Source organism: Paraburkholderia sp. BR10954, from assembly GCF_040965775.1.
GTDB classification, from domain to species: domain Bacteria; phylum Pseudomonadota; class Gammaproteobacteria; order Burkholderiales; family Burkholderiaceae; genus Paraburkholderia; species Paraburkholderia youngii.
In genome coordinates, this window is sequence record NZ_JBFRCK010000021.1 from 57,701 (window position 1) to 83,741 (window position 26,041).

Below are 26,041 nucleotides of genomic sequence, written 5' to 3' on the forward strand. Positions count from 1 at the left end.
GCGGTCGATCCCGATAATGGAGGCTAAGGGATTACCCGATACCTATTTCGGACCACCCTTCGGGCGGGGAGAAACCGCGCCCAACCGCCCGTTAGGCCTACGTACCTCGAGCGATCCCGCCGTCGTGCGAAGCCCCGGTGAGTGTCAAAAATCTGCATGTGATTCGGGTCAGCGCCCCTCGCGCTAACTCCGATCGATACAGGAGAAAACGCATGCGAATCGCACAAATCGCGCCGCTCTACGAAGCTGTCCCACCGAAACTCTATGGCGGCACCGAACGTGTCGTGTCGTATCTGACCGAGGCGCTCGTCGACTTGGGCCATGACGTCACGCTGTTCGCGAGCGGCGACTCGGTCACGTCCGCCAATCTCGAGGCGTGCTGGCCGCGCGCGCTGCGCCTCGATCCGACGATTCGCGATGCATTGGCGCCGCACGTGCTGATGATGGAAAAGGTCCGCAAGGTCGCGCACGAGTTCGACGTGCTCCACTTCCATCTCGACTACATGCCGTTCCCGCTCTTCACGACGATGGACACTCCGTTCGTGACCACGCTGCACGGGCGCCTGGACCTGCCAGAATTGCAGCCGGTGTTCGACGCGTTCTCGCATGTGCCGGTCGTGTCGATTTCGGATTCGCAGCGTCTGCCGCTGCAGCAGGCCAACTGGCTCAGCACGGTCTATCACGGTCTGCCGGACCAGTTGCTGACGCCGCAGCCGCACAAAAAGCCCGAATACCTCGCGTTCCTCGGCCGCATCTGCCCGGAAAAACGCGTCGATACAGCCATCAAGATCGCCGCGCAAAGCGGTCTGCCGCTGAAGATCGCCGCCAAGGTGGACAAGGTCGACATGGAGTACTTCAAGCGCGAGATCGAGCCGCTGCTGTCGATGGCGCATGTCGAGTTCGTCGGCGAAATCAACGAGGCGCAGAAACCCGAGTTTCTGTCGGGCGCGAAGGCGCTGCTGTTCCCGATCGACTGGTCGGAGCCGTTCGGCCTCGTGATGATCGAGTCGATGGCCTGCGGCACGCCGGTTATCGCATTCAACCGCGGCTCGGTGCCCGAAGTGATCGACCACGGCGTGACCGGCTATATCGTCGAGGACGTGCAAGGCGCGGTAGCGGCTCTGCAGCGTCTGGACGAGCTGTCGCGCACAGAAATCCGCGCCCAGTTCGAACGCCGCTTCAGTTCGAAAACGATGGCGCAGAACTATGTCGACGGCTATTCGGCCTTGATTGAAACGTCGCGGCGCCCGGTATTGCGCCAAGTCGCGGTCGGCTAAGCGCGCTTGAAAACGGCCGGCGCTTTTACGGCCGGCCGTTTTCGGTCCGCTTTGAAGCAGCGCTGTGAACCTTCGCTGATAACGCCCAATAGCGGACGAATCCGGCACCGGTATCGTTTGCGGGACCGGAAAACGAAGTCATTCTCGCCGCCGGACGCGAAAAATGCCGCCCTGTATGGGTGGCTTTTTTAATACTGCGATGGTGGCGCTTCCACCGCGGATTAGCGCGGAGCGATTAAGCCGAAACGGCAAAAAACCCTTCAGACCGCTTGCACCGCGTCACCTCGGGCGGACATCAGGCCGAGCCAATCAGAAAGCGCTCGCGATTCTTGCCGACGATCCATTTGGGCGGCTTGCCGCGCCCGCTCCACGTATTGCCCGACTTCGGGTCCTGATATTTCGCCGGCAGCGGCGTCTTCTTGGGCGGGCGGCCGCGCTTGGCGGCGACCGCGAAACCGAGATCCTGCGCGGTCAGACCGTATTCGGCGATCTTTTGGCGGATGTCGGCAACGACATTGTCGATTTCCGTGCGTCGCGCTTCTTCTGCCTGTGCCTGCAATTTGGCTATCTGCGCCTTGAGGTCTGCGTATTGAGACATTCGGTTCTCCCTTTCTAGAACTCATTCGACCGCAGACTAGCTGCAATTATAGAAATTCGCAATGGCCACTAATACCGGTTTAGCGAATTTTCCTCTGATAATTATTAAAGCGTGTGAATTGTAAAACACGCGCTTTATCTCGTAATAGTTTATAAATTCTGTCCAGATTGACAATCCTTGACACCTGATTTGGCGCTGCCTACCTAGAATTGCGCGCTCAACGTACGTACTCGCCCTTTTCGATGCGTGCTTCTGAAGTGCCAATTCTTTTTAGGATCACCAAACATGCAGTTGTCAAAGCGCCTCGTTGCCGAACTGTTCGGCACCTTCTGGCTCGTGCTCGGAGGCTGCGGCAGCGCGGTCCTCGCCGCTAACTTCGCCGGGCCGGTTCATGGTCTGGGCATCGGTTTCGTCGGCGTGTCGCTGGCCTTCGGCCTGACCGTGCTGACGATGGCTTTTGCGATCGGCCACATTTCGGGCTGTCACCTGAATCCGGCGGTGAGCGTCGGCCTGACCGTCGCCGGCCGGTTTCCGGTGCGCGATCTGCTGCCCTATATCGCCGCGCAGGTAGTCGGCGCGGTGTTGGGTGCATTCGTGCTGTCGCTGATCGCGTCGGGCAAGCCGGGCTTCGACCTGGTCGCGAGCGGCTTCGCGACGAACGGTTACGGCGAGCAATCGCCGGGGCACTACGCGCTCGCCGCCGCCTTCGTTTGCGAAGTGGTGATGACGGGCTTCTTCCTGTTCGTGATCCTCGGCGCGACCGATCGCCGCGCGCCGGCCGGCTTCGCGCCCATCGCGATCGGCCTGTGCCTGACGCTGATCCACCTGATCTCGATTCCGGTCACCAACACGTCGGTCAATCCGGCGCGTTCGACGGGCCCGGCGCTATTCGTCGGCGGCGCGGCGATCGATCAGCTGTGGCTGTTCTGGGCTGCGCCGATCATCGGAGCGGTGATCGCGGGAGTCGTCTATCCGCTGATCGCCGAGGATCGCTGCAACGATGCGCGCAAGCTGGCGCTCGACTGACGGCCGGTTCGGCGCGTCGGTCGCGTGATCGTCGCGTAGTTCGCATGAATGGGCGCCCCGGCGCCCGTTATTCATTGCGAGCGCCAATGCGATATGAATTCCGCGGCGACCGCGTGCCGGAGAGCACCGCTGCTAGAATCGGGCGACTTCCCAGCCTCGCACAGGTGCTTTCGATGAACCGTTTCCGCGGATTCCTGCAAGGCGTCGCCCTCTCGCTCGGCGGCTTGTGCGTGAGCACGTTGACGTCGCCGGCCGCGTACGCGGCGACGAGCACGGCGACTGTCGTCGCAGCGGCCGCTCCCGCCACGGCTGCGGCGGGCGGCAATATCGAAACCCTCGTATTCGTTCGCCATGGCGAGAAACCCGCGCAAGGCTATGGCCAGCTAGACTGCCAGGGGCTCAACCGTGCGCTCGCGTTGCCAGCCGTGATCGCCGCCAAATTCGGCAAACCCGATGCGATCTACGCGCCCGACCCTGGCCAGCAAAAAGACGACGGCGGTCATCCGTACTATTACGTGCGCCCGCTCGCGACGATCGAGCCGACCGCGATTCAATTCCAGATGCCGGTGCAAACGCCGTACGGCTTTGGGCAGATCGACCAGCTCGGCACCGCGCTCGTCGACCCGGCCAATCGCGGCAAGCTGATCCTGATTGCGTGGGAGCACAAGCTGATCGAGAAGCTGTTGCGGCAGATGTTGAACGCGCATGGCGGTCGCGCGGCCGACGTGCCGAAATGGCAAAGCGACGACTTCGACAGCATTTACATCGTCCGACTCGACTGGCAGAACGGCACGCCGCGCGCGAGCTTCAGGCACGATCGCGAAGGGCTCGATGGGCGGGCGACCGATTGCCCTTGTGCGGCGTTGCCCGCAGAGCCGGCGTCTTCGGCAGGGACGGCCTCTTCCGCCAGTTCGAACGCTTCGGCGCCTGCGGCGGATTAATAGGGTAAAACAGATGTAAGCCGCGATTACGTGTGCTGGTGCATCAAGCGACAAGCGTGGGCGACGAGCCGCCTGCCTGCTTGAATTGGCCGGCCGCAAAGCCCCGTGGGGCGCGGCTGCCAACGAAGTGAGGTGTCTGCGCGCAACGTCCGCGCGATCTTTATGCCTGCCTTCGCTGACTTCGACGATGCTTGCAGTCCGTAACATCTGGTCGCAGTCCGCCCCGGCTCGAGTGCGTACATTGGTCCTGTGCGACAAACCTACGTCGCCTCACAGGAGAGACCAACATGAAACGCATCGTCACTCACTTGCTGGTTGCTGCCGGACTCGCGGCGGGCGCATGCGGTGTCGCGCAGGCGCATACGGATCTGAGCGTCGGCCTATCGCTCGGCGCTCCGGTTTATGCCGCGCCCGCGCGCGTCTACGCCGCGCCGGAGCCGGTGTATTACGGCGGCTGGGATCATCGCTATCCGCGCGGCGACTACTACCGCGACTATCACCGCGATGACCGCGGCTGGGGTCACGACGATCGTCGCTGGGGCCATGACTATCGCGGTGAGCACCGCGGCTGGCGGGATTGACGGGCGTAAGCGGAGTGCATCACGCTCCGCGAGCAACTTCTGCGGCCCGCATCCACGCGAGTGTGGATGCGGGCCGCCTTCAATTTGAGTGATTGCGGTTCAGGACGCCAGTTCGTCGTTGAGAGCAAACAGTTTGCGCAGATGATGCGCAACGCCGGCCTCGAAATTGTTGCCAATGCGCGGCACATGCGGCAGACGCATGATCAGATCGGGATTGGCATTGTTCATCATGAATGGATGGCCGGCCGTCTCGAGCAGATCGATATCGTTCATGTTGTCGCCGAACGCGACGCACTGCGACGCGTCGATAGCGAGTCGCTCGAGCACGATCTGCAGCGCGCGCCCCTTCGACACATTCGCGGTCATCACTTCGAGACAATCCGGCAACGAATACGTCACGTATAGCCGCTCGCCGAATTCGCGTTCCAGATTGGCGGCAACCTGCGCGAGATCAGCGGGATCGCCGATATACAGCGCCTTGGCAATGTCGACGCCATCGTGCTTCGGCAGGTCGGTCACTTCGTACGTGAAGCCAGAGTCCTGGTGAAATTCCAGCAGATGGGGCGCGTCACGATCGATCAGCCACGCCTCGTCTGCAAACAGACTGACGATCACGCGACCATGCGCGCCGACAATTTCTGGCTGCACGAGACGCTGGACGATCGCGGGCTGCAGATCGTCGGCGTGGATCACCGTGTTGTCAGGCGCGTGAACCCGCGCGCCGTTCGACGTGATCAGGTACGGATTGATGCCGAGCAGATCGCGGATGCCCGCGACGTCGCAGTAATGCCGCCCCGTGGCGATCACGAACTGCAGCCCGTCGCTTTCGAGCTTGCGCACCGTGGCGACCGTGAACGGGTCTACCTGGTGATCGGCGTTGAGCAGTGTGCCGTCGAGATCCGTGGCGATGACTTTATACATGGTGAGTCCGGCGGGCGAGCCGTCGAGGCAGCGTCAAAGCGGATATTTTACAGGTGTCGTCCGGCCAGCCGCTGCGCCTCGCGCCGCGCCAGCTGCAAGCCGCCATGCGCCGAATCCGCCCGCGGCTCGCGCAGGCGCGCCTGATACGCCTGGGGCACGTACTCGCGCAGCGGCGCGCCGAGGCCTCCGCATAGTGCGACCGGCAGCACGCCCGTCGCGTCCAGCGCGGCGATCATCTTGCCGACTTCGACGCCGGCCTCGCCGAGCAAGCGTGCCGCGAACGGATGTGCGCGGTGTTCGATCGCGATCGGTGCGAGCCGCGCGTAGGCAGTCTGATTCGCCGCGCACAGCCATACGACCAGGCTGTCGCGATCCTGAGTGCCCGTATGCGCGAGCAACGCATGCGCGAGATCGTCGACGGGCGCCCGGCCGTCTAGCGCCTGTTGCGCGTGCACGATCAGCCGGAGGCCGAGCCACGCGCCGCTCGCCTCGTCGCCTGACGGAAAGCCGTAGCCGCTGGCCATGCGGAACTCGCCGTCGCTCGCAAGCGAGGCCGCGACGCTGCCGGTGCCGAGTGCGACGATCACGCCGGGCGCGCCTTCGTGCGCGCCGAGCAAGGTCGTGTAGGCGTCGGATTCGACGGCCAGTCCGGCCAGCCGCGGCGCCTGCTCGTGAAACTCGGCGAGCCAGTCGCGATTGTTGACGCCCGCAAGTCCGCAACCGAGCACGCAGCGCGACCAGTCCAGCGCGACTCCGGCTCGCTCGAACGCTTCGCCGCAGGCGGCCTGAATGGACTGCCATGCGCGCGGGATGCCGAGCCCGAGGCCCGATGGGTCGCTTGCCGCCTGCGCCAGTTCGCGGCCCTGCGCATCGCCGAGCACGACGCGCGTGCCGGTGCCGCCGCCGTCGACGCCGATCAGAAAGAAGTCGTGGTTCATCGAATCGAATCAGTTCCGTGGGTGAATAACGCTTAGGGTGGCAGGTCAGTTTGAATCGCGCAATTAGCCGATTGGCCAGCTTGCGGCGTACACCGCTTCCGCTATGCTGGCGATCGATACGACCACGCGGGAGCGCGACAGTGACACAACGATGCAACTGGGTATCGAGCGAAGCGCTCGCACAGTACCACGACACCGAGTGGGGTGTACCCTCGCGGGACGACCAGCACCTGTTCGAGATGCTAGTGCTCGAAGGCGCGCAGGCCGGTTTGTCGTGGTCGACGATACTCAACAAGCGCGCCGGCTACCGCCGTGCTTTCGCCGACTTCGACATCGGCAAGGTCGCAGCCTTTACGCCGAAGCAGGTGGATGCGCTCGTCGCCGATGAGAGCATCGTGCGGCATCGCGGCAAAATCGAGGCGGCGATCCAGAACGCGCGCGCAGTGCAGCAGATTCAGGCCGAACACGGCTCGCTCGCGAACTTCGTGTGGTCATTCGTCGACGACACGCCGATTCAGAACGAATGGGCTTCGTATAAGCATGCGCCTGCGTCGACAGAAGTTTCCGACGCGCTAAGCAAGGCGCTCAAGCGTTACGGCTGCAAATTCGTCGGGTCGACGATCTGCTATGCATTCATGCAGGCGGTTGGCATGGTCAACGATCATGAGACGACCTGCATGTGCCGAGAGCGATGCGCGTCGCTGGGCAATAAGCGGCGTCGTCGTAAGGCGGGGTGAGGGCGGGGCGTCCGTCTGACGCGCAAACTCGCGAATTGGCGCCCTTTCATGCTCGTAGTCGGTCCTTCGCCGAACGGCGCACGGTGGATACTCGTCGCCATGCGCTCACCGATGCGCGTTCAACAACAGATAACTACCGCCTCGGACGCGGGAGACCGACCATGAAAACTCTTAGCTTCCTGACCCATCAGGATATTTACGATCAGTCTGTCACGCATCTGTTCGAACAGAAACGCGCTGCGTTGCTGCCGAGGGGCGGCGGCGCTTACCGCGGCTATTGTGGCGGCTGCCCGGTCGGTAACCTGATCAAACCGCGCGACTATGTGACCGCGATGGAAGGCGTGCCCGTGCGCTTCATCGGCAAACCACCGACGGAGGTGCCCGCTTACATGGACGTCGGCGTGGCCGCGCTGAAAAAAGCGCTGCTGCGCGCCCGCATCAACGTGTATGACCCGATGACCATCGCTCTGCTCAGTTGCCTGCAAAACGTGCACGACGTATTCGGCACATGGGAGTGGCACGACCGGCTGGGCTCGATCGCGCGCGAATTCGGACTGTCGGCCGAGCGGCTGAGGAACGCGGCGTAACGGCTGCTCGGTGGCGCGCAAGTTCGACGCCGCAAAAGCAAAACGGCGGTGTGGCTTCTTTCGAAGCTCACACCGCCGTTCGGCGTACGTAAAAAGCGTGCTTAGTGCAGCTTTTTCGGCAGCATCTGGCTGCGCAGACGCTTGTGCAGGCGCTTAACAGCTGCTGCCTTCTTGCGCTTGCGAGCCGTGGTCGGCTTTTCGTACGACTGACGCTCACGCAGTTCAGCGATCAGGCCGTTCTTTTCGATTGCGCGACGAAAGCGGCGAATTGCCACTTCGAACGGCTCGTTTTCCTTCAGAAGAATCGTCGTCATGTAATTCCTAACTCAATCACTAGATACGGGTTTAATTGCTTGGCAGTAACCGCTCGGGTCACCACTTACGCACCGGCACTCCGGTCACTCCGATTCATGGCCAGTAACAGGCAAACGCGAGGCTCATAAACAACCCCGGCCAAACCACGAATGAAGCGAGAGGCAAAGCGGCCACGGAGGCCGGAAAAGAGAGGTGGGGAGTTCACCGCGGAACGCGGACAGACGTGATGCAAAAGCCGCGTCTGTTGCCGTTTCGCCAACCTTTCATCAATGAAGAACACTGACGAAACAGGCAAAGATCTCAATTCACTCCCGATGATATCAGGAAACTTTCCATCCTACCAGGGGTTTACCGATTGCGCCAGGCTTTTCCCTGGCGCGGATGGCGTCTGGATCGGCCATCGAAGCGGTCGCCCTATCAGGCGCTTGCTTCGTCCAGTTCACGAATATCGTCGGCGGTGAGGGACAGGTGGACGGCTGCGACCAGACTCTTCAACTGCTCGACCGAAGTCGCGCTCGCAATGGGGGCCGTAACGCTCGGCCGCGCGATCAGCCATGCAAGCGCGATCGCGGCCGGCGTGCTGCCGTGCCGTTGCGCGACGCGGTCGAGCGCGCTGAGAATCCGCAAGCCGCGCCCGTTCAGGTATTTTTCGACCCGGCTTCCACGCACCTTGCCGGCCAGATCGGCCTCGCTGCGGTATTTGCCCGACAGGAACCCGCTCGCGAGGCTGTAGTAAACCACCACGCCGAGATGGTTCGCCAGCGCCACCGGTTCGTTGTCGCTCTCGTATTGCGCGCGGTCGTACAAGTTGTACTCGGGTTGCAGCAACTGATACTCGGGCAGCCCGTTCTCGCGCGACACCGCAAGCGCTTCCTCGACGCGCGCGCCACTATAGTTAGACGCACCGATCACGCGCACCTTGCCCGCCTCGATCAACTTCTGATACGCACCGAGCGTTTCAGCGAGGGGCGTCGCGAAGTCGTCGTCGTGGGAGAAATAGACGTCGATGTAATCGGTTTGCAGGCGGCGGAGCGATTCTTCGACCGCCGCCCGGATATTTGCCGCCGACAGCCCCTTGCGCTGCGGATGCTTCGACACCTTGGTCGCGAGCACGATCCGCTCGCGTTTGCCGCTCTGCCGGAACCACTTGCCGAGGATCGTCTCCGACTCACCGCCCTGGTTGCCGGGCACCCAGGCCGAGTAGACATCGGCGGTGTCGATGAAATTGAGTCCGGCTTCGACGAACGCATCGAGGATCGAGAAAGAGGTGGCTTCATCGGCCGTCCAGCCGAATACGTTGCCGCCGAACATCAGCGGGGCGACCTGCAACGAGGAAGTGCCGATCCTGCGTAGTTCCATGATGGCTCCGGATTAGGGTGGGTAGGGTGGGCGGAATGGCGCGAGCGAACTGCTCAGGGCGACGCCGGGACCGTTGAGCATACGCCGCCTTTCACCAGGTTGCAGCGGGGAACGACGGCAACGCAGCACGGCTTGCGCCCGAATGCATTTGATGCATGGCGCAACGGATGGCGCAAACGCTGCGCGCCCGTCTCAAGCCTTTCAGTACACCGCTGGTATCCACGAACGCCACCGGCGGCAGCGTCGCCGACAACCGCGACGCGGGCACGCGCTACGTGGGGAGACCACCCGCAACAGAGCTTTCGTTGACCAACGAGTCCTGCTGGTCACTTCAGGAACGTCGACCATGCCTGGTGTTTGCGGTAGAACTGATCCTCCGCAGCATCCAGTCCGTTGTCCTTGTACCAGGGCAGATGCTTGCACGTGTACCGTCCACCGAAACGCACCGCAGCGAGATGAGTTTCCCGGCGGAAGTACCGCTTGTTATAGACCGCAAAGGTCGTGTCGATCGGCGCGCGAAAAATCGGGTCACCGTTGGCGGTCGTCGCGACCCGCTGTTGCCAGAAGCGCGCTTCCCAGTCGATCAGCCCATAGTTCTTCACGCCGTCCGACTGCATGATGGAGAGTGCTTTTTCGTCCATCAGCGCGGGTTGCGAGATGTCGAGAGCAAAGCCGGCCTTGCCGATTTTCAAAGCTTCCGTGGCGTCTATCAGGTCGAACAGGAAAGTATCGGGCAACTCGGGGTTCAGTTCGAGATCGGGATCGGTAATGCAAAAAATATCCGGCAGCCGGTGATAGATGACGTCCGAAAGGGTGATCGCGCGCGGTCCGACGTTGTGGTCGAGTTGGACAACGCTCACCGTATCCTGAATGCTGGCAAGGTAGTCGAGCATACCGGGGGCGCTCGATGCGTTGTCCACGACGATGAGGTTGCGCAACCCTCTGCCCTGGAGCTGCGACACCATCCGGCGCAGATATGTGACGTTGTTGAAGGTCGGGATCAGAACCGGCACATTGGCGATCAGGGCCCCGACCGGATGGCGGTATTGGCGGCTACCCTCCCTGAGCGCTGCCAGCTCGCTCGCTGGTCCAGACTGGTTGACCGGCGCGATGCGCTCGAGGTCGGTCACGTATTGTGAGATCCGACTCAATTCCTGACGGATGTTCCGATCGTTCGGCAGCAGGGTGTTGGCCTTGCGCAAAGGCTCCAGTGCCTCGACGGATTTGCCTTGCTGCTGCAGCGACGTCGCCAGCATGTGCCATCCCTTGCCGATTTCTGGCAATAGCGTGGTGAACTGGCGGGCGACGGCTTCGGCCTCGGAAAACTGCTGCTTGTCGAGCAGGAGCGTGAGCGTATCGACGAACTCGCCGGCCAGTGCGGCGCGCTGCTCGGGCGCCAGGTCTGCTGGACTTTCCCCGACAGTGTGCGTATTGCTGACATGCGCCGGAACCTCGAAATGCTCCGGCTCCAGTCCGTCGCACCACCGCTGCCACATGATGCGAAATGCGCGCGAGGCAGCGTTCGAGATCGCGCCGGCGTCGATCAGGACCGACTGTCTGCAGTACTCGCGCAGCTCGCGGCGCACTACCGCCAGCGCCTCGGGATCGGCGGCCAGCGCGGCGCACTTGCGCACAAAGTCGTCCTTGTCCTGAGCAACGAAGGCTGAATCGAGCCCGAGGTGCGAGAGCCACCCAGTGCTGCCGCGGCTTGCCATCGAAACGCCCGGCAGGGTCATGGTGGGCACGCCCATCCACAACGCTTGCATGGTCGTGGTCGAATTGCCGAAGGGCAACGTGTCGAGACAGACGTCAATCAGATTGTGCTGCTGCAGGTAGGTCGGAACATTCCCCCGCTGTAGAAAGCTGATACGGCTCAAGTCAATCCCCTCGCTCTCAAACAGCCCATTCAGCTTGTCCATCTGCTCCCGTGCCGTAATCGCGCCAATGACCATGCGCGAATCCGGCACCTCCCGCATCACGCGTGCCCAGAGCGCCACGACTTCCGGCCCGATCTTGATGATGCGGCTGAAGCTGCCGAACGTGATGAAGCTGTTTTTCAGCGCAGGTAACTCGTTGACGTCCGGCGCTTGCGGGTACGGCTTGAACGGCGCGAGCGCCGGCAGGAACACGAGCTTTTCCGAGAACTGGTGCTCGAATTGCTCGAGCGGCGTGACGAAACGGTCCGACAGGTAATAGTCAACGGCATCCAGGCCCGTCGTGGCCGGGTTGCCGATCCAGCTCACTTGAACCGGCGCCGGCTTGTGCGCGAAGGCTACGAGCCGGTTGCGGCCGGTATGGCCAGACAGATCGACGAGAATATCGATGCGATCATCGCGGATCTTCTGCACGACTGCGTCGTCGCTCATGCCGAAGATTTCGCTCCACGTCTGCGCATGTGCACGAATCTGCTCGGTGAAGCCGTCGGTCACCGCGTAGTTCGAATAGATGTGCAGTGACAGACTCGAATCGAGCGCCAGATGCTCCAGCACCGACAGGAAAAAATACGCAACCGGGTGACCGAGCAGATCGCCGGAAACAAAGCCAACCCGCAGGCGCCGCGACGGATCGCGGTCATTGGTGTGCCGGGGCCAACGCGCACGCAGCGGCGCCTCGTGGCGCGCTGCAAATTCGCGGAACTCCGCGAATGCGCTGGGCGCATCGAGATCGGGCTTGTGCATCAGGTTGAACAGCAAGTTGCTGTGCGTTATCGCCTGCATCGGTGCCAGTTCGAGCGCACGGCGGTAGGCCGTTTCGGCTTCGTCGTGCAGACCATGCCCGAATAGCGAGTGGGCAAGCGCGTCGTACTCGATGGCATCGTTCGGCGCCAGTTCTACGGCACGGCGAAGATGGACGATCCCCTCGGCGTACTGGCCCATCTCCTGTAACGCGGCACCCAGATTGCGATGTAGCACGGCGCTTTCGGGATATTTTTCGAGCGCCTGGCGGCAATGCGTTGCAGCTCGCTGATATTGCCGGGTGGTGATCAGCCCGTTAGCCAGCATCGTCTGGGCGGCGATGAAGTTGGGCAGCAGCCGGGCGGCGTGCTCGGCCGCCTCGACGGATTCATTGTAGTGGCCCGTGCGTTGCAGGACACGCCCAAGTTCGTACCAGCATTCGCCGTGCGACGGGTATTGCTGCGTCAAGCGGCGGGAGACCTTGAGCGCCGCCGCGTATTTTCCGCTGTTGAAAAGTTGTTCGAACTGGCGGATTTCCTTGACGCTTGCCCGGCGCGTATCGAGCTTCACGCGCTCGTCCATGTCGGACACGGCAGGGGGGCGCGTGTCGCTCCCCCTCGCATCAGTCTGGGGAGCGGGAGCGGTCGCGGCATCGGGCTCTGGCGGGGCCGGGAGCGGCGCTTCTTCCCCATTGATGCGCGCCTGCAGCACCTGGACGGCAGCCTCGGGCAGGCCTTGTTGCCGCGCGAGGTCGAGCACGATCAGCGCCGCCTCGGTCTGCTCGCTGGCGACGAGGGCGTTGATGTAGTAGACCCAGATCTGCCCATTTTTCGGCATCTGCCCGAGCGCCGCCTCGAAATGCGGCACTGCTTCGGAGGGCCGCCCCGTTTGCATGAGTAGCACGCCGAGGTGGTAGTGCGCGTCGGTATGATCGCTTTGGACCTTCAGGACCCAGGCATAGCGCGCGGCCGCCTCGTCATATTCCTGCTGGCGATGATGTTCGATCGCGCTCTGCATGGCGAGCGCGATGTCGTGATTCTGCTGCGATTTGGTGGCAGGCGTGGCGGTGCAGCCCGAAGGCAGGAAGGCGGTCATGACGAAGGCGCGCGTACGCGTCGGGAACTCGGACCGTTGGAATTATGGGGGGCGGGCAATCGCACCGATCGTCCGAGCTAGCGTCAAAATGGCCGCCAATTTGCCTTCGATGAACTCTCAGGACAACGGAAAGGAAAAGAAAAGCCCGCACAAGGCGGGCCAAGGTACGCGCTTGCGCCGCGAAGGACGCAATGAATCGTTGTTCCGGCTTCAGTACCGCGCCATGCTCAGATATTGCCCGGCGTTGCGGCTCGCTTGCATGCTCGCCTGATACTCGGCGCCCAGCGCCTGCTGCGCGGCCTGCGCGGCCTCGACAATTCGGCTGTCGATCTCGTGGATCGCCTTGAGCCGTGCCATGACCTCCTGCGGCTGGGGTGCGCCGAGCGCCGTCAAGAGCGGCGAGCGCTCGTCCGCGAGCTGCGCGGCCCGCTCCCACTCGCCGACAGCGACCGCCAGTTCGAGCTCTTTCGTCATCTGCCAGATGCGCTCGATCGGGGCAACGTTCTGCATGACTCGCTCCCCGTCGCGCTCAGTTCTTGTTCGTGGCGAGCGCGCCTGCGCTGTTGGTGCCACCGAACAGTTGCGTGAGGTATTGCGTGTTGTTGTTCATCGTTGCCATCAGCGTGTTGAGCGCGGTGAACTGCGCGGTGTACATGCTAGTGAGCTGGGCCTGCCACGTCGTGAGCGTCGTCTTCTGATTCGTGAGGCTCGTCAGGTCGTTGTTGATCGCATCCGTGCGGTTCTGGATCAGGCCGCCGGACGAGGTGTAGGTCGTGACGCTGTCGTCCAGTTGCGCGGCGATGCCATTCGTCGGGTTGAACAGCGATGCCACGGCCGACTGGTTGTTCTGCAGCGCATTGCTGAGCGTCGTGTCGTCGACCGAGAGCGTGCCGTCCGCCTGGAGCGTGATGCCGATCGCGGCGAGCGTCGTCTTCGAGGTGCCGCTACCCACGCCGCTGCCCACGATCTTGCCGAGCTGATTCTGGATCATGCTCACCGTAGAATCGCCGATCAGCACGCCCTGTGACGTCGCGTTCGCGTTGTACGCCGTCAGCGATCCCATCGTCGTGACGAGCGTGTTGTAGAGGCTGACGAAATTGTTGATCGCCGAGGACTCCGCGCTGGTGTCCTGCGCGATCGTGAGCGTCTGCGTGGTGCCGACCGCCGCTGAGGTGAGGTTCAGCGTCACGCCGGACAGGGCCGTCGTCACCGAGTTCGTCGAACTGCTCACGCCGACGCCACCGAGCGTGAAGTACGAATCCTGGGCGGCCTGTGTCTGGGTCCATCCCGAGCCGGCAATGGTCGACTGGCTGGGATTGACCGTTTTGCCGCTGCTATCCGTACCGGTGAGGTCGCTCGCGCTGGAGATCGACTTGCCATTGGTGGTCGTCACCGCGAGCTTGTTCAGGTCGTCGGTCGAGGTCGAATCGTTGATCGCGATGCTGATGCCGCTCGACGCACCGGTCGAGGTCGATTGCAGCACGAGGTGCGCGCCGTCCGCGCCGGTCACCACGGTCGCGACTACGCCGGGATTGTCGTTGGCCGAATTGATTGCCGATGCAATGCCGGCCATCGTGCTGTTCGAGCTATTCAGGGAAATCGTGCTGGTCTTGCCGTTGACCGTCAGGGTCATCGTGGCCGCGCCGGAAGCCAGGTTCGTGGTCGAACCGTAGGCCGCCGAGGTGAGCACTTGCGACGTGGCGACCTGCGCCACATTGAGCGAGTACGAACCCGCCACCGCGCCGGGGCTGGTCGTGGCGGTAACGCCGCTGCCGCTCAAGGTGGACGAGAACGAGTTGAGCGTCGCGCCGTCGCTGAGCGGCAAGGCGGCGGCCTGCAACGCGGACAGTGCTGCGGAGAGTGTGCCGTAGGCCGAGATCAGCGTGTTGTCGGCAGTCTGCTCGGCAGCGATGGTCGCGGCCTGGCCGGCGGTCTTGGAGTTGACGAGCGCGGTGACGAGCGAACTTGTGTCCATCGACGAATTGGTCGAGCCGCTAATGATCGACTGTGCGGCTGCCTGCAGCGTGGCGTTGGCGCTTGCGGTCGTGGTAGCGACTGCACTTGCGATCGCGCTGTTGGTGGATCCGGTTACGGTGGACATGAGGAGGCTCCGTGCGTCGGCAATTCCGGTTAAAGCGGTTTAACGAGCGGATTAACGCTGGAAAAGACAATCGGGAGGCGAGCCTCCCGACGGGTTTGCGTCCGGCGCGCATTGAGCCGCGCGCCGGATGCCTGCAGCGGGAAGCGCCTTACTGGAGGAGCTTCAGGATCTGCTGCGGCTGCGAGTTCGCCTGTGCGAGCACCGAGATACCAGCTTGCTGCAGCACTTGCGCCTTGCTCAGGTTTGCCGTTTCTTGCGCGAAGTTGGCATCCTGAATCGACGATTGTGCCGTCGACAGGTCGGTCGATTGAGCTTGCTGCGTCGTGCCGATTGCCGAGAAGCGGTTTTGTGCCGCACCGAGCGTTGCTTGCAGGTTATTGAGCGTCGTCAGCGCATTGTCGACCGACTCCATGGCCATGCTGGCGCCGCTCGCGGTGCTGATGTTGATGTCAGCAACCGTCGCCACCTTGTCGAGGGCGTCAACCTCCGTACCGGTAGCAGTGGTCGCCGTCGAACTGTAGTTCGTGTTCGTCGTACCCGTCATTGCGGTACCAATCTTACCTGCGAGAGTCGTTGCTGCGCCTGCGGCAGCCGCGATGGTGGCCTGTCCATTGACCACGGTGAAGCCAAGGTTGGTCGCCGCGGCTGCGGTCAGTGCCTGATTGTTCTGATCAGTCAGCGTGTAGCCGCCGCTGCCATCGGCGATCATGTTGATGCTCGTGATCGCGGTCGCTCCATTGGCAGCCGCACCACCCGCGTCCGAGGCGAGCGCACCCGTCGAGTCCAGCGACAGATTGGTGAACGTCCCGAGCGTGTTGCCTGCTTGCGGCACGCCATTGCCGAGCTTCGCAGCCGACATGTCTTGCGTCAGGCTCAGGCTGATCGACTGGCCGACGTTTGCGCCAACCTGGAACGTCACCGTGCCGAGCGAGCCATTCAGCACGTTCATGCCGTTGTACGTCGTTTGCGACGCGATACGGTTGATTTCCGAAACCTGCTGGGTGACTTCCTTCTGCAGTGCTGCGCGGTCGTCAGCGGTCATCGAACCGTTTGCTGCTTGCGTGGCCAGTTGGCGGATACGCTGCAGGCTGCTCGTCAGCGAAGCGAGGCCGCTCGACGCGGTTTGCACCAGCGACGTGCCGTCGTTCGAGTTCGACACGCCTTGATTCAGACCGTTGATCTGGGTCTGCATGATGTTCGAGATCGCAAGACCTGCTGCGTCGTCTGCTGCGCTGTTGATGCGCTTGCCCGACGACAGACGCGTGATCGCCTGCGACAGTGCGCTGCCCGAGCCGCTCAGGTTCTGTTGCGCGACGAGCGAGTTGATATTGCTGTTGATTCCGAGCATTGAAATTCTCCTGATGGGGCCATCGGCCCAGTAACGGCAGCGGTTCGTTGGTCGGCCGCCTTGTTTGTGATTACGACCCCACCCGGGAAAACTTTAGCCACTTGTTGATACGCCCCTGCCGCCCTTTTCACGCCAGCGATCGCGCCTGATGTCCCCCGGCCTTACGACGTCGAAAGATAAGGCCCGTGCTGCGCGTCATCGCTCGAATTGAACCGCGCTCCCCGCTCAATTCCGGCCGCCACCGCGCGAGCTCATGCCTTAAGCTGCCAATCCACCACCCCTGCACGACCACCGTGACCGCTACGAGCCCACTTGCCCCCACGCGCCAGCACGTTCTGAGCGAAGCCACCGCCCTCAGCGCGACCGGGCACTTCGCCGACGCACTGGCGCTGCTTGCACCTCTCGTTGGCACGGAGGCCACTCCCGAGGACGCGGAGCACGCCGATGCACTCAACCTCGCGGCCATGTGCGCGACGGGAGCGGGCCAGCCCGCGCAGGCGCAAGCTCTATGGCTGCGCTGCATTCAAGCGCAGCCGGATTTCGCCGACGCGTATCTGGGCCTCGGAGCGATGCTCGCGACCCTCAACCAGCTTACCGAAGCGGAAGCGTATTACGCGCGGCTCGCCGCGATACGCCCCGATGACCCCGACGTCCACAGCAATCACGGGATCGTATTGCACCGTCTCGGACGGCACGACGCGGCCGAGGCCGCATACCACGTCGCGCTCGCGCTTCGCCCGGATCACGTCGATGCGAATTACAACCTCGGCATCGTCCTTCACGAACAGCGCCGCCTCGACGAAGCCGAGGCGGCCTATCGCACCGCGCTCGCCGCGAATCCTCAATTTGCGAAGGCGAACAACAACCTCGGCAATATTTTGTGCGAACGCGGCCGGATCGAAGAGGCTGAAGAAGCGTATCGGCAGGCACTGCTCGCGCAGCCGCAATACCCTGAGGCACTGAACAACCTGGGGGCCCTTTACAGGGCGCGCGGCCGGCTCCGCGAAGCCGAGCTGGCCTGCCGCCTCGCGCTTCAGATCCGTCCGGCCTACGCGGACGCACTCAACAATCTCGGCTGCGTGCTCACCGAACTCAAGCGCCTACCTGAGGCGGAAAACGCCTACCGGCAGACGCTCGCGTTGCGCCCCGCCTTCGCCGAGGCGCACTACAACCTCGGTTGCGTGCTGCTCGCACAGGACAAACTGGCCGATGCCGAATCCGCGTATCGCGAGGCGCTTCGGCTCGCGCCGAACCGTGTCGAAGCGGCCAATAACCTGGGCTGTACGCTGCTGGCGCAAGCGCGCTTGCCCGAGGCCCTCGCGGCGTTTCGCCACGCACTCACATTGCGCGCCGACATCGCCGAAACGCACTTCAACATCGGCAGCATCGTGAAAGAACTCGGCGACCTGGAGCAAGCAGAAGCCGCCTATCGCCACGCGCTCGCGCTGCGCCCCGACTACGGCGACGCGAAGTTCCGTCTCGCCACGCTGCTCATCAGCATGGGCCGCTTCGAGGAAGGCTTTCTGCTCTACGAATGCCGCTACGACATGCCTGGGTTCGCGCATCACGCCTCGCAGTCGATGCTGCGGTGCCCGCGCTGGCGAGGCGAGCCGCTCGCCGGCAAGTCACTCCTCGTTTGGCAGGAAGATGGACTCGGCGACATGCTGCAATTCGGGCGCTATCTGCGCCTCTTGAAGGCTCAAGGCGCCGCGCACGTCGCGTTTGCCTGTATGGCACAGCTACAACGCCTGTTCGTCGATGTCGATGGAGTCGACGCCGTGCTCAGTCATGACGAAGCCTCGGCGCGTGCCGGCGATTTCGATTGCTGGACCAGCGCGCTCAGCGCACCGCTGTATCTGGGCACGACGCTCGACACGATCCCTCCTCCTCTGCGCTTCACACTCGCACCGTCGCGCGTCGCGCACTGGCGCGCGCGCCTTGCCGCGCTGGGCGCGGGACACCGAGTGGGTCTCGTCTGGAAGGGCAATCCGAAACACCACAACGACGTGCACCGTTCGCTACCGTTGCTCAACGCACTGGCGCCGCTCTGGAGCCTGCCGGGCGTAAAGTTCGTGAGTCTGCAAAAAGGCGCGGGGGAAGACGAAGCGCTGTCATTTCCGGCGAGCCTCCCGATACTGCCTCTCGGCGCGGATCTCGAAGACTTCACCGACACGGCTGCGGTCATCTCGCAACTCGACCTGCTGATCTGCGTGGACACGTCGACAGCACATCTGGCAGCCTCGCTCGGTAAACCATGCTGGGTGTTGTTGCCGGAACGGGACGTGGACTGGCGCTGGATGCACGGCCGCGACGACTCGCCGTGGTATCCCGATACGGTTCGGCTGTTCAGGCGAGGGCTGGATGAACCGTGGCCCGCAGTCGCGGAACGCGTACGACAGGCCTGCGCTGCGTGGTTCGGCGCGTGACATTAACGCCGCGCTTGCGCTGAAGTGGGCTTCCGGTTTGGCGCAGAATGTTTTCTTGGCGTCAGCGTTGCTGGTGGGATGATCCCGGCAATTCATGCCGAAAGCACGCCTGTTGGCGCGCAAGACGTTGGTTCTGACGCCACGAGAAAAACAAAAGGCCCCGGGCTTTCGCCAAAGGGCCTTGTTTTGTTCGGGTTCTGCGAACCCAGCACCATCTCTAATCCTGGCGCGCCCGGCTGGGATCGAACCAGCAACCCCTGCCTTCGGAGGGCAGTACTCTATCCATTGAGCTACGGGCGCTTCACCACAAAACTGCGGGGAATCTACGCGAAAGCACGGCAACCAGAACGGGCGCGACGCCAACGCGAGAGACCGCAAGGATACCCGGTTTCGGCCGAACCGTCCACCAGACGGCCTCCGACGCGCGCTCCAGCTTCTTCCCCGAGTCCCGCCATCGTCCATGCCGATGCGGGTAAACGCCTGCTGAACACCCTCCAGGCCCCCTCGCCGCCGCCGAAACCTTGCGTCTATAATCGTCCGTGGCTGACAAAGAACAAGAAGTTGCCGGCGCGCTGTACCGCTCACATACCCACGGAGACGAGACAAGCATGAGCGAAGCACCACACGGAGCCCCGATCAAAACCCCAGCACAGCTCATCGCCGCGGTCATCGCCGGTTTTGCTGTGCCCATCATCATCATCGTTCTGCTCGCCGTCTACGTCGACAATTCGACGCGCACCGGCGCCGGCACTGACTCCCTCGCCGAAGCCGAAGTCAACTCCCGCATCCATCCAATCGCCCGTGTCGAAATCCGCGACGCCAATGCGCCGCGCGTCTACAAGAGTGGCGAGGAAGTCTACAAGGCGGTCTGCTCGGCCTGTCACGCGTCGGGTGCGGCAGGCGCGCCGAAATTCACCAACACCGCCGACTGGGCGCCGCGCATCGCGCAAGGCTTCGACACGCTGTGGCACACCGCGCTGTCCGGCAAGGGCGCGATGCCGCCGCGCGGCGGCACGAGCCCCGACGACTACAGCGACTTCGAGATCGCGCGCGCGGTCGTCTATATGGCGAACAATTCGGGCGCGAGCTTCCCCGAGCCGGCGCAGCCGGCGGCGGGCGCGGCCGCGGCATCGGGTGCCGCTGCGGCATCCGGTACGGCACTCGCATCGGACGCGGGCGCGGCCCAGGCCGCCGCGGCAATGGCCGCCATGGCCAGCGTGCCGCAGACTCCCGCCCCGGCAGCAGGCGGCGCGCAAAGCGCGGACGCTTCGCAGGCCGGCAAGGCGCTGTATCAGTCGGTATGTCAGGCCTGTCACGCGGCCGGCGTGCTGAACGCGCCGAAGTTCGGCGACAAGGAAGCATGGGCGCCGCGTCTGAAGGACTCGATGGACACGGTCTACAACTACGCGCTGCACGGCAAGGGCGCGATGCCGCCGAAGGGCGGCTCGAACGCATCGGATGCGGACGTGAAGGCCGCGGTCGACTATATGGTCAGCGCGGTGAAGTAAAACGGGCGGCATCGGACGCTAAACGAAAAATCCCTGCATGCGCTAACGCGATGCAGGGATTTTTTTATGCGCAACGACAAGCAACCGCACCAGGCCGGCACTTGAAGCCCCGCCCGCTCACGCCTTCTGCAACAGCGCCTTCAGACTCGCGAGCCGATCCTTCGGCGACATCGGCGCTTCTTCCGGCGTCGGCGGCGGCGCATCGTCGAGCAGCATTTCGTTGATGAAGCGCGACGGTTCGCAGACGATCGTCTCCCGCGCCCGCTTACGCTTCTTGCACCAGTTCAGGTGCAGGCTGCGCTGCGCGCGCGTGATCGCGACGTACATCAGCCGGCGCTCCTCCTCGATGCGCGCGTCGTCGATCGGTTCGTCGTCCGCGCCGCCGCGATGCGGCATGATGCCTTCCTCGACGCCGACCAGAAACACGTGCGGATACTCCAGTCCCTTCGACGCATGCACGGTTGACAGCCGCACCGCATCCGGATCTTCCTCACGGCCTTCGAGCATCGACATCAGCGCAACCGTCTGGATCAAGCCGAGCAGGTTCTTGCCGGTGTCGCCGAAGCCGTCGGCGGTGTCGTAGCCGGTCGCCTCGCTGCCGGCCGCCGGCTCCTCCTTCGTGCCCTTGCGCTTCAACCACTCGACGAACTCGAGCACGTTCTGCCACTTCGCCTGCGCCTGGCGTTCGTCGAACGCGTCGTACAGGTAAGCTTCGTAGTGGATCGCTTCCATCAGCTCGTCGAGCAGCATGCCCGCCGCGTCCTTCTCCGCGCGGTCGGTCAGGCGCTGCATGAAGTCGCAGAACGCGCGCATCGGCTCGATCTGACGCGGCGACAGACGTGCCTCGATGCCGCCCATGTAGACCGCCTCGAACAGCGACACCTTCGCCTGGCCCGCGAACGCGCCGAGCGCCTCCAGCGTCGTATTGCCGACGCCGCGACGCGGTGTCGTGATCGCACGAATGAACGCGGGGTCGTCGTTTGCATTGGCGATCAGGCGCAGGTACGCGCAGATGTCCTTGATCTCGGCCTTGTCGAAGAACGACTGGCCGCCCGACAGCACGTACGGAATCCGTTCGCGGCGCAGCACCTGCTCGAAGATGCGCGCCTGGAAGTTGCCGCGATAGAGGATCGCGTAGTCGCGAAAATTCGCGCGCCGCTCGAACTTGTGCGCGGACAGCCGGAACACGACGGACTCCGCCTCGTGCTCCTCGTCGTTGCAGCCCGTCACCGTGATCGTGTCGCCCATGCCGTGCTCGGACCATAGCTTCTTCTCGAACAGCTTCGGGTTGTTCGCGATCACGTTGTTCGCGGCGGTCAGAATGCGCACCGTCGAGCGGTAATTCTGTTCGAGCTTGATCAGGTGCAGATTCGGAAAATCTTTGCCGAGCTGGCCGAGGTTCTCGAGGGTCGCGCCGCGCCAGCCGTAGATCGCCTGGTCGTCGTCGCCGACCGCCGTGAATGCCGCGCGCTTGCCGGCCAGCAGCTTCACCAGTTCGTACTGGCACGCATTGGTGTCCTGATATTCGTCGATCAGCAGATAGCGCAGCTTGTTCTGCCAGCGATCGCGCACCTGCTCGTTGCTCGCGAACAGCTCGGCGGGCAGGCGGATCAGATCGTCGAAATCGACCGCCTGATACGCATGCAGCGTCGCCACGTAGTTGCGATAGACGATCGCCGCCTGATGCTCGTCCTCGGTCGAGGCGGTCGCGATCGCCTGCTCGGGCATGATCAGGCCGTTCTTCCACAGCGAGATGATCGACTGGATCTTGCGGATGAAGCCCTTGTCCGTCGAGCCGACCTGTTCCTGGATCATGCCGAAGCAGTCGTCGGAATCCATGATCGAGAACTGCGGCTTCAGGCCGACGTGTTCCGCCTCCTGCCGCAGGATCTGCACGCCGAGCGAATGGAAGGTACACACCGTCAGCTGGTTCACGGGCACCTTGCGGCCTTCCTTGCCGGGCGCGGTCAGCGTCTTGCCTTCGAGCAGCTTGCCGACGCGCTCGCGCATTTCCGCCGCGGCCTTGTTCGTGAACGTCACGGCGGCGATGTGGCGTGGCTCGAAGCCCTTCGCTTCGATCAGGTGAGCGATTTTCTGTGTGATCACGCGCGTCTTGCCGCTGCCGGCGCCGGCGAGTACGAGACAGGGACCGTCGAGATAACGGACCGCTTCACTTTGAGCGGGGTTCAGGCCTGCGGACATCGTTTGTGGATGGGTAAGACGGTTGAGGGCCGCTGAGGTCGGACCGGCGGGAGGCGCCGGCCGAAGGCCCGGGACATGCTGCGCGGCTCGATGCGCGCGAGAGGTGCGATGTTAACATGGACAACCGCGATGGACTCCGCGATGGGGTGATGCTCAGCCCCTGGTCCAGCCCACAAATGCCACAATGATGAGATTGCGCGCCGCCGCCGCGGTGGCAAGGCGGCGCGCCGTTTCTCCAGGAAGAATCGCATGTCCGCATCGCTGAAGGTTGGATTGATGGGCTACGGCTTCGCCGGCGCGACGTTTCACGCACCGGTGATCGAACATTGCGGACGCGCGAGCGTCGCCGCGATTGCGACCGGGCAATCCGAGCGCGCGCACGCCGACTATCCGCACGCGAAGATCGTCGCCGATCTCGACGCGCTGCTCGCGCTCGACGACATCGACTGCGTCGTGATCGCGACGCCCAACGACACCCACTTCGACCTCGCGCGCCGCACGCTCGAAGCCGGCAAGCACGTGGTCGTCGACAAGCCTGTCACGCTGAGCGCCGCCGACGCCCACACCCTTGCCAATATCGCGCTCGCCCGCGGCAAGCTGTTCGCACCCTTTCACAACCGCCGCTGGGACGGCGATTTTCTGACCGTGCGCGACCTGCTCGCGCGCGTGGAACTGGGCCGCATCACGCACTACGAATCGCATTTCGACCGCTTCCGACCGAGCGTGCGTCAGCGCTGGCGCGAAGACGTGACGCGCGGCGGCGGTCTGCTGTTCGATCTCGGTCCGCACCTGATCGACCAGACGCTCGCCCTCTTCGGCGCACCGCAGACCGTCTCGGCGACGGTGCGCACGCATCGCGACGACGCAAGCGCACCCGACTACGTGCACATCCAGCTCGGCTACGAGGAGTTCGAGGTCGTCCTGCATGCAAGCGCGCTGACCGCGTTGCCGGGACCGCGCTTTGCGATCCATGGAACGCGCGGCAGCTATGTGAAACACGGCCTCGACACCCAGGAAGATCAGCTGAAAGCCGGCCTGCGCCCCGGCGACGCAGGCTTCGGCGCCGGCAACACCCCCGGCGTGCTGCGCGTGCTCCAAGGCGACCAGGAAGTCGAACGTGAATTGCCCACCCGCAACGGCGAGTACGCAGGCTTCTATATTACGTTGGCCGACACGATCCAGAACGGCATCGCATTTCCGGTCAGCACGCGCGACGCGGTCGACGTAATGACGATCATCGAACTGGCCGCGCGCAGCTCCGAGCAAGGCGTGCGGCTGCCGTTCGAGCGCATTCGCTGAGCCTTGCATCGCTGCGCGTGGCACCGTGCTCGCGCGGTCTGTGTACCGAAAACAGGATGACCTTCCGCGCCTTAAAGGCCGTCGGCGCGTGCCTTTCCTGACGTTCCAGAAAGGAACATAACGTTACAAATTCGCCCGCTGCCGAGTCAGCGGGCGTTCCTCGTCATCCGTTGCTAGCGAGGTAGCAATCGATACGACAACGACTCCTGGAGAATCCATGTCTCGAATCATCCGTGCCCTTGTTGCATGCGCGCTGCTCGGCTCCGTCGCCGCCTGCGTGGTAACGCCGCCGCCGGCCCCGCACCCGAGCCCCACTCCGCAGCAGATCGCGGACCAGCGCCTGCATCAGGTCGAGGGCCGCATCGACAATCTCGCGCGCCGTATCGACACTCGGGTGAATCAGGGCTATTACCCACCGCCGCAAGGCGCCGCGCTGCATCACCGCCTCGAGACGATCCGTCAGGAAGCGCGTGACATGGCCACGCAGCACGGTGGCGGTTTGTCCGCGGAAGAACAGCGCGTGCTGAACCAGGAACTGGACAATGCGGCTCATGCGATCGGCGAGTGAGCGCTCCCGGCCCTTTATTTGACAAGCCCCGGCCCGTCGCGTACATTCGCCGCACGCGTCGGGAGAGCGTGCTGGCAAGCGAAAAATCGCAGGCCGCGCCGCCGAAGGGGCACACCCGCAAACTCTCAGGCAAAAGGACCGACCGCGTCGAAAAACCCGTCTTTCGGCGGTTTTTTCGCACTCTGGAGAGCGGCAGTAGCCATCCGCGTCGCACGTCGTGCACCGCAGGCAAGCTGCCCACCGAAGGGGCGCGCGTTTCCCCGTGACGAATCGAGCTCATTGAGCCAGTCGCGGCGGCGCAATCTCTCAGGTATCGAGGACAGAGGGGTCATGCAGAACCACGCTCGCAGGCACAAGGCCGCGAGGCAGTGCGCCGCATGGCCTTTTTTGTTCCGCGAGACGCCCGAGGCCCCATGACCGAACTCAAACGCACCCCGCTCCACGCCGCTCACCGTGCGCTCAATGCCCGCATGGTCGACTTCGGCGGCTGGGACATGCCCGTCAACTACGGCTCGCAGATCGAGGAACATCGCGCGGTGCGCACCGACGCCGGCATGTTCGACGTGTCCCATATGTGCGTGGTCGACTTCACCGGCGAGCGTGTCCGCGCGTTCTTCGAATACGCGCTCGCGAACAACGTCGCGAAGCTGCAAACGCCGGGCCGCGCGCTCTACTCCTGCATGCTGAATCCGAACGGCGGCGTGATCGACGACCTGATCGTCTATTACTTCGGCGAAGACCACTTCCGCGTGGTCGTCAACGCCGGCACCGCCGACAAAGACATCGCCTGGTTCGGCCAGCTCAACGCCGAAGGCGGCTTCGGCCTCACCATCACGCCGCGCCGCGATCTGGCGATCGTCGCGGTGCAAGGCCCGAACGCGCGCGAAAAAGCCTGGCAAACGGTGCCGGCCGCGCGCGCCGCGACCGAAGCGCTGAAGCCGTTCAACGCCGCGCGCATCGACGGCACGCCGTTCGGCGAGCTGACCGTCGCGCGCACCGGCTACACCGGCGAAGACGGTTTCGAGATCATCGTGCCCGCTACGCATGTCGAAGCGCTGTGGAATGCGCTCGCCGCCCAAGGCGTGCGCCCGGCCGGTCTCGGCGCACGCGACACGCTGCGCCTCGAAGCCGGCATGAATCTTTACGGCCAGGACATGGACGACAATGTCTCGCCGCTCGACGCCGGCCTCGCATGGACCGTCGACCTCACCTCACCGCGCGACTTCATCGGCAAGAGCAGCCTCGAAGCCGACGGCTCGCGCGCCGGGTTCGTCGGCCTGATCCTGCTGAAGGACAACGGCAAGGCTGCCGGCGTGCTGCGCGCGCATCAGAAAGTCGTCACGCCGCACGGCGACGGCGAAATCACCAGCGGCACGTTCTCGCCGACCATGCAGGAATCGATCGCCTTCGCGCGCGTGCCGAAAGGCGTGCAGCCGGGCGACACCGTGCATGTCCAGATTCGCGACAAAGCCTGCCCCGCAAGCGTGGTAAAACTGCCGTTCGTGCGCAACGGCAAGGTGCTGGCGGTCTAAGCGGCCG

Annotated in this window: 21 protein-coding genes, 1 tRNA gene and 2 riboswitches; of the genes, 11 read left to right on the forward strand and 11 right to left on the reverse strand. The window is 63.7% G+C overall.

Features of this window, described 5'->3' with window-relative positions; genetic code table 11:
- Positions 1–212: 212 nt before the first annotated feature.
- The gene (locus AB4Y34_RS25795) at positions 213–1,277 is read left to right on the forward strand and encodes a glycosyltransferase family 4 protein (RefSeq protein WP_176124460.1); all 1,065 of its coding nucleotides are present in this window, start codon (positions 213–215) and stop codon (positions 1,275–1,277) included.
- 295 nt (positions 1,278–1,572) lie between these two features.
- Here AB4Y34_RS25795 and AB4Y34_RS25800 read toward each other — a convergent pair whose 3' ends face one another.
- Entirely contained in the window at positions 1,573–1,875 is a 303-nt protein-coding gene (locus AB4Y34_RS25800) for an H-NS family nucleoid-associated regulatory protein (protein WP_013090908.1), read from the reverse strand.
- A 285-nt stretch (positions 1,876–2,160) separates the two neighbouring features.
- Here AB4Y34_RS25800 and aqpZ point away from each other — a divergent pair, with 285 nt between their 5' ends.
- The 3 genes from aqpZ to AB4Y34_RS25815 all read left to right on the forward strand — a co-directional run bounded on the left by aqpZ (position 2,161) and on the right by AB4Y34_RS25815 (position 4,423).
- Positions 2,161–2,901, forward strand: coding sequence for an aquaporin Z (gene aqpZ, locus AB4Y34_RS25805; protein WP_368717623.1), 741 nt, complete (start codon positions 2,161–2,163; stop codon positions 2,899–2,901).
- 173 nt (positions 2,902–3,074) lie between these two features.
- Positions 3,075–3,842 carry a histidine phosphatase family protein gene (locus AB4Y34_RS25810; RefSeq protein WP_368717624.1) on the forward strand — a complete coding sequence of 256 codons (768 nt, stop codon included), beginning with the start codon at positions 3,075–3,077 and terminating at the stop codon, positions 3,840–3,842.
- A gap of 287 nt (positions 3,843–4,129) precedes the next feature.
- A complete protein-coding gene (locus AB4Y34_RS25815; RefSeq protein WP_176109961.1) occupies positions 4,130–4,423 on the forward strand; it encodes a PXPV repeat protein in 294 nt (97 codons plus the stop codon).
- A 99-nt stretch (positions 4,424–4,522) separates the two neighbouring features.
- Here AB4Y34_RS25815 and AB4Y34_RS25820 read toward each other — a convergent pair whose 3' ends face one another.
- Together AB4Y34_RS25820 and AB4Y34_RS25825 are read right to left on the reverse strand one after the other, a co-directional pair.
- Positions 4,523–5,344 carry a Cof-type HAD-IIB family hydrolase gene (locus AB4Y34_RS25820; protein ID WP_368717625.1) on the reverse strand — a complete coding sequence of 274 codons (822 nt, stop codon included), beginning with the start codon at positions 5,342–5,344 and terminating at the stop codon, positions 4,523–4,525.
- A 47-nt stretch (positions 5,345–5,391) separates the two neighbouring features.
- Complete coding sequence (locus AB4Y34_RS25825) at positions 5,392–6,282, reverse strand: BadF/BadG/BcrA/BcrD ATPase family protein (protein WP_368717626.1); 891 nt, start codon at positions 6,280–6,282, stop codon at positions 5,392–5,394.
- A 140-nt stretch (positions 6,283–6,422) separates the two neighbouring features.
- Here AB4Y34_RS25825 and AB4Y34_RS25830 point away from each other — a divergent pair, with 140 nt between their 5' ends.
- Both AB4Y34_RS25830 and AB4Y34_RS25835 read left to right on the forward strand, forming a co-directional pair.
- Positions 6,423–7,019 (forward strand): DNA-3-methyladenine glycosylase I, encoded by a 597-nt coding sequence (locus tag AB4Y34_RS25830; protein ID WP_368717627.1) that lies wholly within the window; start codon positions 6,423–6,425, stop codon positions 7,017–7,019.
- Positions 7,020–7,180: 161 nt separating this feature from the next.
- Complete coding sequence (locus tag AB4Y34_RS25835) at positions 7,181–7,606, forward strand: hypothetical protein (protein ID WP_368717628.1); 426 nt, start codon at positions 7,181–7,183, stop codon at positions 7,604–7,606.
- A gap of 101 nt (positions 7,607–7,707) precedes the next feature.
- Here AB4Y34_RS25835 and rpsU read toward each other — a convergent pair whose 3' ends face one another.
- The 6 genes from rpsU to AB4Y34_RS25865 form a co-directional block, all read right to left on the reverse strand.
- Entirely contained in the window at positions 7,708–7,920 is a 213-nt protein-coding gene (gene rpsU / locus AB4Y34_RS25840; RefSeq protein WP_006050883.1) for a 30S ribosomal protein S21, read from the reverse strand.
- Between the two features lie 418 nt (positions 7,921–8,338).
- Entirely contained in the window at positions 8,339–9,280 is a 942-nt protein-coding gene (locus AB4Y34_RS25845) for an aldo/keto reductase (protein WP_368717629.1), read from the reverse strand.
- Positions 9,281–9,606: 326 nt separating this feature from the next.
- Positions 9,607–13,050, reverse strand: coding sequence for a tetratricopeptide repeat protein (locus AB4Y34_RS25850; RefSeq protein WP_368717630.1), 3,444 nt, complete (start codon positions 13,048–13,050; stop codon positions 9,607–9,609).
- A gap of 210 nt (positions 13,051–13,260) precedes the next feature.
- Positions 13,261–13,560: a flagellar protein FliT gene (gene fliT, locus AB4Y34_RS25855; RefSeq protein ID WP_368717631.1), complete on the reverse strand. Its 300-nt coding sequence runs from the start codon at positions 13,558–13,560 to the stop codon at positions 13,261–13,263.
- Positions 13,561–13,579: 19 nt separating this feature from the next.
- Positions 13,580–15,151 carry a flagellar filament capping protein FliD gene (gene fliD / locus AB4Y34_RS25860; protein WP_368717632.1) on the reverse strand — a complete coding sequence of 524 codons (1,572 nt, stop codon included), beginning with the start codon at positions 15,149–15,151 and terminating at the stop codon, positions 13,580–13,582.
- Positions 15,152–15,299: 148 nt separating this feature from the next.
- Complete coding sequence (locus AB4Y34_RS25865; protein ID WP_368717633.1) at positions 15,300–16,499, reverse strand: flagellin; 1,200 nt, start codon at positions 16,497–16,499, stop codon at positions 15,300–15,302.
- Positions 16,500–16,792: 293 nt separating this feature from the next.
- Here AB4Y34_RS25865 and AB4Y34_RS25870 point away from each other — a divergent pair, with 293 nt between their 5' ends.
- Complete coding sequence (locus tag AB4Y34_RS25870; RefSeq protein ID WP_368717634.1) at positions 16,793–18,925, forward strand: tetratricopeptide repeat protein; 2,133 nt, start codon at positions 16,793–16,795, stop codon at positions 18,923–18,925.
- 224 nt (positions 18,926–19,149) lie between these two features.
- Here AB4Y34_RS25870 and AB4Y34_RS25875 read toward each other — a convergent pair.
- Positions 19,150–19,225 (reverse strand) — tRNA-Arg (locus tag AB4Y34_RS25875).
- 308 nt (positions 19,226–19,533) lie between these two features.
- On the opposite strand from AB4Y34_RS25875, the gene AB4Y34_RS25880 reads away from it, so the two are divergent.
- The gene (locus tag AB4Y34_RS25880; RefSeq protein ID WP_368717635.1) at positions 19,534–20,433 is read left to right on the forward strand and encodes a cytochrome c5 family protein; all 900 of its coding nucleotides are present in this window, start codon (positions 19,534–19,536) and stop codon (positions 20,431–20,433) included.
- Positions 20,434–20,550: 117 nt separating this feature from the next.
- Here the strand turns inward: AB4Y34_RS25880 and AB4Y34_RS25885 are convergent, their stop codons facing one another.
- Complete coding sequence (locus tag AB4Y34_RS25885; RefSeq protein WP_176380035.1) at positions 20,551–22,635, reverse strand: UvrD-helicase domain-containing protein; 2,085 nt, start codon at positions 22,633–22,635, stop codon at positions 20,551–20,553.
- A gap of 249 nt (positions 22,636–22,884) precedes the next feature.
- Here AB4Y34_RS25885 and AB4Y34_RS25890 point away from each other — a divergent pair, with 249 nt between their 5' ends.
- The 3 genes from AB4Y34_RS25890 (at position 22,885) to gcvT (ending at position 26,034) form a co-directional block, all read left to right on the forward strand.
- A complete protein-coding gene (locus AB4Y34_RS25890) occupies positions 22,885–23,934 on the forward strand; it encodes an oxidoreductase (RefSeq protein ID WP_368717636.1) in 1,050 nt (349 codons plus the stop codon).
- 217 nt (positions 23,935–24,151) lie between these two features.
- On the forward strand, positions 24,152–24,502 hold the full coding sequence (locus tag AB4Y34_RS25895; RefSeq protein WP_176109946.1) for a hypothetical protein: 351 nt from the start codon (positions 24,152–24,154) through the stop codon (positions 24,500–24,502).
- Between the two features lie 49 nt (positions 24,503–24,551).
- A riboswitch (glycine riboswitch) is annotated at positions 24,552–24,654 on the forward strand.
- Between the two features lie 20 nt (positions 24,655–24,674).
- A riboswitch (glycine riboswitch) is annotated at positions 24,675–24,835 on the forward strand.
- Between the two features lie 80 nt (positions 24,836–24,915).
- Complete coding sequence (gene gcvT, locus AB4Y34_RS25900; RefSeq protein WP_368717637.1) at positions 24,916–26,034, forward strand: glycine cleavage system aminomethyltransferase GcvT; 1,119 nt, start codon at positions 24,916–24,918, stop codon at positions 26,032–26,034.
- Positions 26,035–26,041 lie beyond the last annotated feature (7 nt).

Bases quoted from the DNA above. Each gene is read 5' to 3' on its own strand.
- AB4Y34_RS25795 (WP_176124460.1), top strand. From the start codon at position 213: ATGCGAATCGCACAAATCGCGCCGCTCTACGAAGCTGTCCCACCGAAA.
- AB4Y34_RS25810 (WP_368717624.1), top strand. From the start codon at position 3,075: ATGAACCGTTTCCGCGGATTCCTGCAAGGCGTCGCCCTCTCGCTCGGC.
- AB4Y34_RS25825 (WP_368717626.1), bottom strand. From the start codon at position 6,282: ATGAACCACGACTTCTTTCTGATCGGCGTCGACGGCGGCGGCACCGGC.
- AB4Y34_RS25800 (WP_013090908.1), bottom strand. From the start codon at position 1,875: ATGTCTCAATACGCAGACCTCAAGGCGCAGATAGCCAAATTGCAGGCA.
- AB4Y34_RS25880 (WP_368717635.1), top strand. From the start codon at position 19,534: ATGAGCGAAGCACCACACGGAGCCCCGATCAAAACCCCAGCACAGCTC.
- AB4Y34_RS25820 (WP_368717625.1), bottom strand. From the start codon at position 5,344: ATGTATAAAGTCATCGCCACGGATCTCGACGGCACACTGCTCAACGCC.
- AB4Y34_RS25885 (WP_176380035.1), bottom strand. From the start codon at position 22,635: ATGTCCGCAGGCCTGAACCCCGCTCAAAGTGAAGCGGTCCGTTATCTC.
- AB4Y34_RS25815 (WP_176109961.1), top strand. From the start codon at position 4,130: ATGAAACGCATCGTCACTCACTTGCTGGTTGCTGCCGGACTCGCGGCG.
- aqpZ (WP_368717623.1), top strand. From the start codon at position 2,161: ATGCAGTTGTCAAAGCGCCTCGTTGCCGAACTGTTCGGCACCTTCTGG.
- AB4Y34_RS25895 (WP_176109946.1), top strand. From the start codon at position 24,152: ATGTCTCGAATCATCCGTGCCCTTGTTGCATGCGCGCTGCTCGGCTCC.
- rpsU (WP_006050883.1), bottom strand. From the start codon at position 7,920: ATGACGACGATTCTTCTGAAGGAAAACGAGCCGTTCGAAGTGGCAATT.
- AB4Y34_RS25890 (WP_368717636.1), top strand. From the start codon at position 22,885: ATGTCCGCATCGCTGAAGGTTGGATTGATGGGCTACGGCTTCGCCGGC.
- fliD (WP_368717632.1), bottom strand. From the start codon at position 15,151: ATGTCCACCGTAACCGGATCCACCAACAGCGCGATCGCAAGTGCAGTC.
- fliT (WP_368717631.1), bottom strand. From the start codon at position 13,560: ATGCAGAACGTTGCCCCGATCGAGCGCATCTGGCAGATGACGAAAGAG.
- AB4Y34_RS25845 (WP_368717629.1), bottom strand. From the start codon at position 9,280: ATGGAACTACGCAGGATCGGCACTTCCTCGTTGCAGGTCGCCCCGCTG.
- AB4Y34_RS25865 (WP_368717633.1), bottom strand. From the start codon at position 16,499: ATGCTCGGAATCAACAGCAATATCAACTCGCTCGTCGCGCAACAGAAC.
- gcvT (WP_368717637.1), top strand. From the start codon at position 24,916: ATGACCGAACTCAAACGCACCCCGCTCCACGCCGCTCACCGTGCGCTC.
- AB4Y34_RS25850 (WP_368717630.1), bottom strand. From the start codon at position 13,050: ATGACCGCCTTCCTGCCTTCGGGCTGCACCGCCACGCCTGCCACCAAA.
- AB4Y34_RS25835 (WP_368717628.1), top strand. From the start codon at position 7,181: ATGAAAACTCTTAGCTTCCTGACCCATCAGGATATTTACGATCAGTCT.